Annotated in this window: 7 protein-coding genes; 6 read left to right on the forward strand and 1 reads right to left on the reverse strand. The window is 74.5% G+C overall.

The window, feature by feature from the left end:
- Positions 1-180 precede the first annotated feature (180 nt).
- Positions 181-1,335, reverse strand: a complete 1,155-nt coding sequence (locus tag EEJ42_RS34945) for an acyl-CoA dehydrogenase family protein (protein ID WP_123106215.1) — start codon at positions 1,333-1,335, stop codon at positions 181-183.
- 54 nt (positions 1,336-1,389) lie between these two features.
- Between EEJ42_RS34945 and EEJ42_RS34950 the strand changes: the two genes are divergently transcribed.
- From EEJ42_RS34950 to EEJ42_RS34975, 6 genes are all read left to right on the forward strand, one after another.
- Positions 1,390-2,178, forward strand: coding sequence for an SDR family oxidoreductase (locus tag EEJ42_RS34950; RefSeq protein WP_123106217.1), 789 nt, complete (start codon positions 1,390-1,392; stop codon positions 2,176-2,178).
- Positions 2,179-2,238: 60 nt separating this feature from the next.
- Positions 2,239-2,862, forward strand: coding sequence for a TetR/AcrR family transcriptional regulator (locus tag EEJ42_RS34955; RefSeq protein WP_425473011.1), 624 nt, complete (start codon positions 2,239-2,241; stop codon positions 2,860-2,862).
- A 16-nt stretch (positions 2,863-2,878) separates the two neighbouring features.
- The gene (locus EEJ42_RS34960) at positions 2,879-4,036 is read left to right on the forward strand and encodes an acetyl-CoA C-acetyltransferase (RefSeq protein ID WP_123106219.1); all 1,158 of its coding nucleotides are present in this window, start codon (positions 2,879-2,881) and stop codon (positions 4,034-4,036) included.
- A gap of 110 nt (positions 4,037-4,146) precedes the next feature.
- Positions 4,147-4,569 (forward strand): septal ring lytic transglycosylase RlpA family protein, encoded by a 423-nt coding sequence (locus EEJ42_RS34965; RefSeq protein ID WP_123106221.1) that lies wholly within the window; start codon positions 4,147-4,149, stop codon positions 4,567-4,569.
- Between the two features lie 10 nt (positions 4,570-4,579).
- The gene (locus EEJ42_RS34970) at positions 4,580-5,233 is read left to right on the forward strand and encodes a cell wall protein (RefSeq protein ID WP_123106223.1); all 654 of its coding nucleotides are present in this window, start codon (positions 4,580-4,582) and stop codon (positions 5,231-5,233) included.
- Positions 5,230-5,668, forward strand: a 439-nt coding sequence (locus EEJ42_RS34975; RefSeq protein ID WP_342778373.1) for a MauE/DoxX family redox-associated membrane protein, incomplete at its 3' end; no start/stop codon positions are given. The genes EEJ42_RS34970 and EEJ42_RS34975, both read left to right, overlap by 4 nt.

The following is a 5,668-nucleotide window of genomic DNA, read 5'->3' on the forward strand; positions in this document are numbered from 1 at the left end:
CCCCACAGCGCCCGGCCGGGCGCGTGGTCCCCGCGCGCCCACGCGCGCGCCGCGCCGGGGGTGTCCGCGGCGCCGAGCATCCGGTCGAGGGTGCGGCCGAACTCGCTCTGCGCCTGGTCCAGCAGGAATCTCATGCGCGGTCGCCTTCCGTCGCGGTCTCGCCGTATCCGTCGGGGCCGCTCACCGCCTGCCCTTCGGCAGGCCCAGCAGCCGCTCCGCCACGATGTCCCGCTGGATCTCGTTCGTCCCGGCGTAGATCGGCCCCGCCAGCGCGAAGACATAGCCCTCCGCCCAGCCGTCCTCCGCCAGCTCACCGCACGGCCCCAGCAGATCCAGGGCCGTTTCGTGGAGGCTGATGTCCAGCTCCGACCAGAAGACCTTGTTGAGGCTCGACTCGGCCCCGAGCCGCTCCCCGGCGGCCAGGCGCGAGGCGCCCGCGTAGGCGAAGAGCTCATACGCGCGGGCGCGGATCACGACGTCGGCCACCCGGTCCCGCAGGGCCGCGCCCGCCTCGTCCCCGGCGGTGTGCTCGCGCCACAGGGCGGTCAGGCGGCGGGCGGCGGCCGTGTAGCGGCCGGGGCTGCGGAGGGTCAGCCCGCGCTCGTTGCCCGCGGTGCTCATCGCGACCCGCCAGCCCTGCCCCGGTTCGCCGATGACGTCCTCGTCGGGCACGAACACCTCGTCCAGGAAGAGTTCGGCGAAGGCGGGCTTCCCGTCGAGGCGGCCGATGGGGCGCACGGTCACGCCCGGCGCGTCCAGGGGGAACATCAGGTACGTCAGCCCGCGGTGGGGCGGCGCGCCGGGCTCCCGGTGGCTGCGGAAGAGCCCGAAGGCCCGGTCGGCGAAGGCCGCCCGGGAGGACCAGGTCTTCTGGCCGGACAGCAGCCAGCCGCCGTCCGTGCGCCGGGCGGTGGAGCGCAGGGAGGCGAGGTCGGAGCCCGCCTCCGGCTCGGACCAGGCCTGCGCCCAGACCACCTCGCCGCGCGCCATCGGCGGCAGGATCCTGGCCCGCTGTTCGGCGGTGCCGTGCTCGAAGAGGGTGGGGGCGAGCAGGCTGATGCCGTTCTGGCTCACCCGGCCGGGCGCGCCCGCCGCGTAGTACTCCTCCTCGAACAGCAGCCACTCCAGCACCGACGCGTCCCGCCCGCCGTACTCCTCGGGCCAGGTCACTGCCGACCAGCGGCCGGACGCCAGGGTCCGCTCCCAGGCGCGGTGGGCGGCGAACCCCTCGGCGGTCTCCAGGGACGGCAGCGGGGCGGCGGGCACGTGGGCCGCGAGCCACCGCCGGGCCTCGGCCCGGAACGCCTGCTGCCGCTCGGTCAGGTCGAGATCCATCGGGCCCCGGACTCCTTCCCTAACAAGTGTTTGGTAGGTTACCGTGGCGCCGTGATGGACAACAAGCCGTCGTACGTCCCCGGCCACGGCCTGCTCACCGGCCGCACGGCCGTCATCACGGCCGCGGCGGGCGCCGGGATCGGCGGCGCCACCGCCCGCCGGTTCCTGGAGGAGGGCGCCCGGATCGTCATCGGTGACGCCCACGCACGCCGCCTCGACGCGACGGCCGCCGCCCTCGCCGAGGAGTTCGGAGCGGACCGCGTCGCCGGGCTGACCTGCGACGTCACCGACGAGGACGCGGTGGCGGCGCTCTTCGACCTCGCCGAGGAACGCCACGGAGGGCTGGATGTCGTGGTCAACAACGCCGGTCTCGGTGGCACCGCCGAACTCACCGAGATGACCGACGACCAGTGGCACAAGGTCATCGACGTCACCCTGGGCGGCACCTTCCGCTGCACCCGCGCCGCCCTCCGCCGCATGAAGGGCCACGCGCCCCGCGGCGCCGCGATCGTCAACAACGCCTCGGTCGTCGGCTGGCGCGCCCAGGCCGGGCAGGCCCACTACGCCGCCGCCAAGGCCGGGGTCATGGCGCTCACCCGCTGCGCCGCCGTCGAGGCCGCCGCGTACGGGGTGCGGGTCAACGCCGTGTCGCCGAGCCTCGCGATGCATCCGCACCTGGTGAAGGTCACCACGCCCGAGCTGCTGGCGGAGCTGACCGAGCGCGAGGCGTTCGGCCGGTACGCCGAGCCGTGGGAGGTCGCCAACGTCATCGTCTTCCTGGCCAGCGGCTATGCGTCGTACATGACGGGCGAGACGGTTTCCGTCAGCAGTCGGCACCCATGAGCCCGGCCGCCGTCAGCCCGCCGCCCAGGAGCCCGGCACCCGTGAGGCGAGAATGGGAACGTGCCGAAAATCAGCGGGAACAGCAAGAAGACCACCGTGAGCCCGTCCCCCGAGCGGCGCCGCGAACTGCTCTCGACGGCGGCCGAGGTGTTCGCCGCCCAGGGCTACAACGCGACCACCGTCCGCCGGATCGCGGACGAGGCGGGGATGCTCGCGGGCAGCCTGTACTACCACTTCGACTCCAAGGAGTCGATGGTCGACGAGATCCTCTCCACCTTCCTCGACGAGCTGTGGGCGGGGTACGACGAGGTGCTGCGCGCCGGGCTCGGCCCCAGGGAGACCATCGAGGCGCTCGTCACCGAGTCCTTCCGGGAGATCGACCGGCACCGGGCCGCCGTCGCGATCTACCAGAAGGAGTCCAGGCAGCTCGCCGCCCTGCCCCGCTTCGGCTACCTCACCGACTCGCAGCGCAGGTTCGAGGGGGCCTGGCTGGGCACGCTGGAGCGGGGCGTGGCCGACGGGGTGTTCCGCGCCGACCTCGACACCCGGCTGGCGTACCGCTTCCTGCGCGACACCGTCTGGGTCGCCGCGTCCTGGTACCGGCCCGGCGGACAGCACAGCCCCGAGGAGATCGCCCGCCAGTACGTGTCGATGGTCCTGGACGGCATCACCCCCCGAGACTGAACTCCATGGAGTGACTATGGCCGAGGCATTCATCGTCGAAGCGGTACGGACCCCCGTCGGCCGCCGCAAGGGCGGGCTGGCGTCCGTCCACCCGGCCGACCTCGGCGCGCACGTCCTGCGCGCCCTGATGGAGCGCTCGGGCGCCGACCCGGCCGCCGTCGAGGACGTGGTCTTCGGCTGTCTGGACACCGTGGGCCCGCAGTCCGGGGACATCGCCCGCACCTGCTGGCTGGCCGCCGGGCTGCCCGAGGAGGTGCCGGGCGTGACCGTCGACCGGCAGTGCGGCTCCTCCCAGCAGGCCCTGCACTTCGCGGCGCAGGCGGTGCTCTCCGGCACCCAGGACCTGGTGGTCGCGGGCGGGGTGCAGAACATGTCGCAGGTGCCGATCGCCTTCGCCAGCCGCCAGGCGGCCGAGCCGCTGGGACTGACCGAGGGGCCCTTCGCGGGCTCGGAGGGCTGGCGGGCGCGGTACGGCAACCGTCCGGTCAACCAGTTCTACGGGGCCGAGATGATCGCCGAGAAGTGGGGGATCGGCCGCGCGGAGATGGAGGAGTTCGCGCTCCGCTCCCACCGGCGCGCGCTCCGCGCCATCGACGAGGGCCGCTTCGACCGCGAGGTGGTCCCGTACGGGGACGTCCGCGTGGACGAGGGGCCGCGCCGGGACACCAGCCTGGAGAAGATGGCCGCGCTCGCCCCGCTCATGGAGGGCGGACGGCTCACCGCCGCGCTCTCCTCCCAGGTCTCCGACGGCGCCGCCGCGCTGCTGGTCGCCTCCGAACGGGCGTTGCGGGAACACGGCTTGACCCCGCGCGCCCGGATCCACCATCTGTCGGTGCGCGGCGAGGACCCGATCCGGATGCTGTCCGCGCCGATCCCGGCCACCGCGCACGCGCTGAAGAAGACCGGCATGACCATCGCCGACATCGACCTGGTGGAGATCAACGAGGCGTTCGCGCCGGTGGTGCTGGCCTGGCTGCGGGAGAGCGGCGCGGACCCGGAGCGGGTCAACGTCAACGGCGGCGCGATCGCGCTGGGCCACCCGCTGGGCGCGACCGGCGCCAAGCTGATGACGACCCTGCTGCACGAACTGGAGCGCACCGGCGGGCGGTACGGACTTCAGACGATGTGCGAGGGCGGTGGCCAGGCGAACGTCACGATCGTCGAGCGGTTGTGAGCGCGGGCAACCACCCGCTCGGCGAGCAGGTGTGAGGCCGAGCGGGCGGCCGCCGCCGGATCGGACGCTTCCACGTGGCGGCCACCCGCGGCCCCGCGCATGATGGCCGCATGGCGTGCGGATCGACCAGCCTAGGGAACGGCGAAGCCACCTGGTTCTGCTGTGGCAACGCCTGGGGCCCGTGCGCCGCCGCGGGCGGCGGCGCCTGCGGCACCTGCAAGTCCAGCGCGCTCCAGGCCGCCTGGCCCAACGCGTCCAAGGCGTGCTGGGCCATCACCCGGCCGGATCTGTGCGGCGAGAACCTGCCGCGGCGCGGCTGCGGCTCGGCCATCAAGGTGCGCCACCTGTGCTCCGGCGCGTCCGTCTGCGTCACCGTCAGCGACTGCGGCCCGCGCACCCGGAGCTTCTGCGGCGAGTCCAGCTGCTGTGACGGCGTCTGCCGCAGCAACCGCGTCATCGATCTGACCCCGGCCGCCTTCTCCGTCATCGGCAGCCTCAGCTCCGGCGCCCTGCCGGTCTCCCTGTACGAGTGAGGCCGGGCCCATGAGCGCACACCGGATGTCCGACCCCCTCGACCGCCGCCGCTTCCTCACCGCCGCCGCGCTGCGCGGCGCGACCGTCGTCGGTACGGGCGTCATCGGCGCGACCGCGCTGGGTGCCGTGGACGCCGACGCCGTGTTCGCCGCGCCCCTGCGCCGCCCGCTGGACCCCGCGGTCCCCGCGGGCGCGTTCGTGGAGGGGCGGATCACCTCCATCGACGGCGGTGTGCTGGAAGTGGCGGGCTCCTACGGCGACCACGCCCGGGTGCGGGTCACCAACGCCACCAGCGTGTGGAAGGTGCGCGCCACCACCGCCGCGTCGATCGAGACCGGCGACGGGCTCTACGCGCGCGGCGTCCCGATGCCCGACGGCACGGTCGCCGCCGACGCGGTGTGGGTGAACATCGTGAACCTCCACACCACCATCCGCGGCATCGAGAAGACCCGGCTGCACCTCGCGCACGGATCCCACGAGATCGTCGGCAACCTCCTCCCGGCGACCTCCAGCGCCTCGTACTCCGGCGCCGCGCCCACCGCCGACCTCTCCGGGCTGCGCATCGGGCAGGGCGCCCAAGTCCTGGGCGCCTGGCGGCCGTCCGACGACTCCGTGGACATCGTCCGGGTGGCGGTCGGGCCGGGCGCGGGACACCGCCGATGAGCGCTGCCGTCTTCGCCGCCGCCCTCGACCTCGCCGCGCCGCTGCTCGCCGGGGTACTGGGCGTGGCTGGCGCGGGCAAGCTCTTCGGCCGCGGCACGGCCCGGCTGGCACATCGGACCGCGCTGGCCCGGCTGCTGCGCGGCGGCGGCCGCGCGGCGCTCGCCCTGCGCACCCTCGGTGCCCTCGAACTCCTGCTGTGCGCCGCGTTGTTGGGGCTGCCGCCGTCGGTGGCCGCGGGCGGGGCTGCCGCCGTACTCGGCGCCGGTTTCCTCGGCTATCTCGGGTACGCCCGGGCGGCCGCGCCCGGCGCCTCGTGCGGCTGTACGGCGCGGGACGACGGGCCGGTGGGGGCCAGGGCCTTCGCCCGCGCCGCCGTGGTGGTGGCGGGCGGTGTCGCCGTGGCGCTGGCCCGGCACCCCTGGTGGGTCACGGCCC

This window comes from Streptomyces botrytidirepellens (genome assembly GCF_003721215.1).
GTDB classification, from domain to species: domain Bacteria; phylum Actinomycetota; class Actinomycetes; order Streptomycetales; family Streptomycetaceae; genus Streptomyces; species Streptomyces himastatinicus.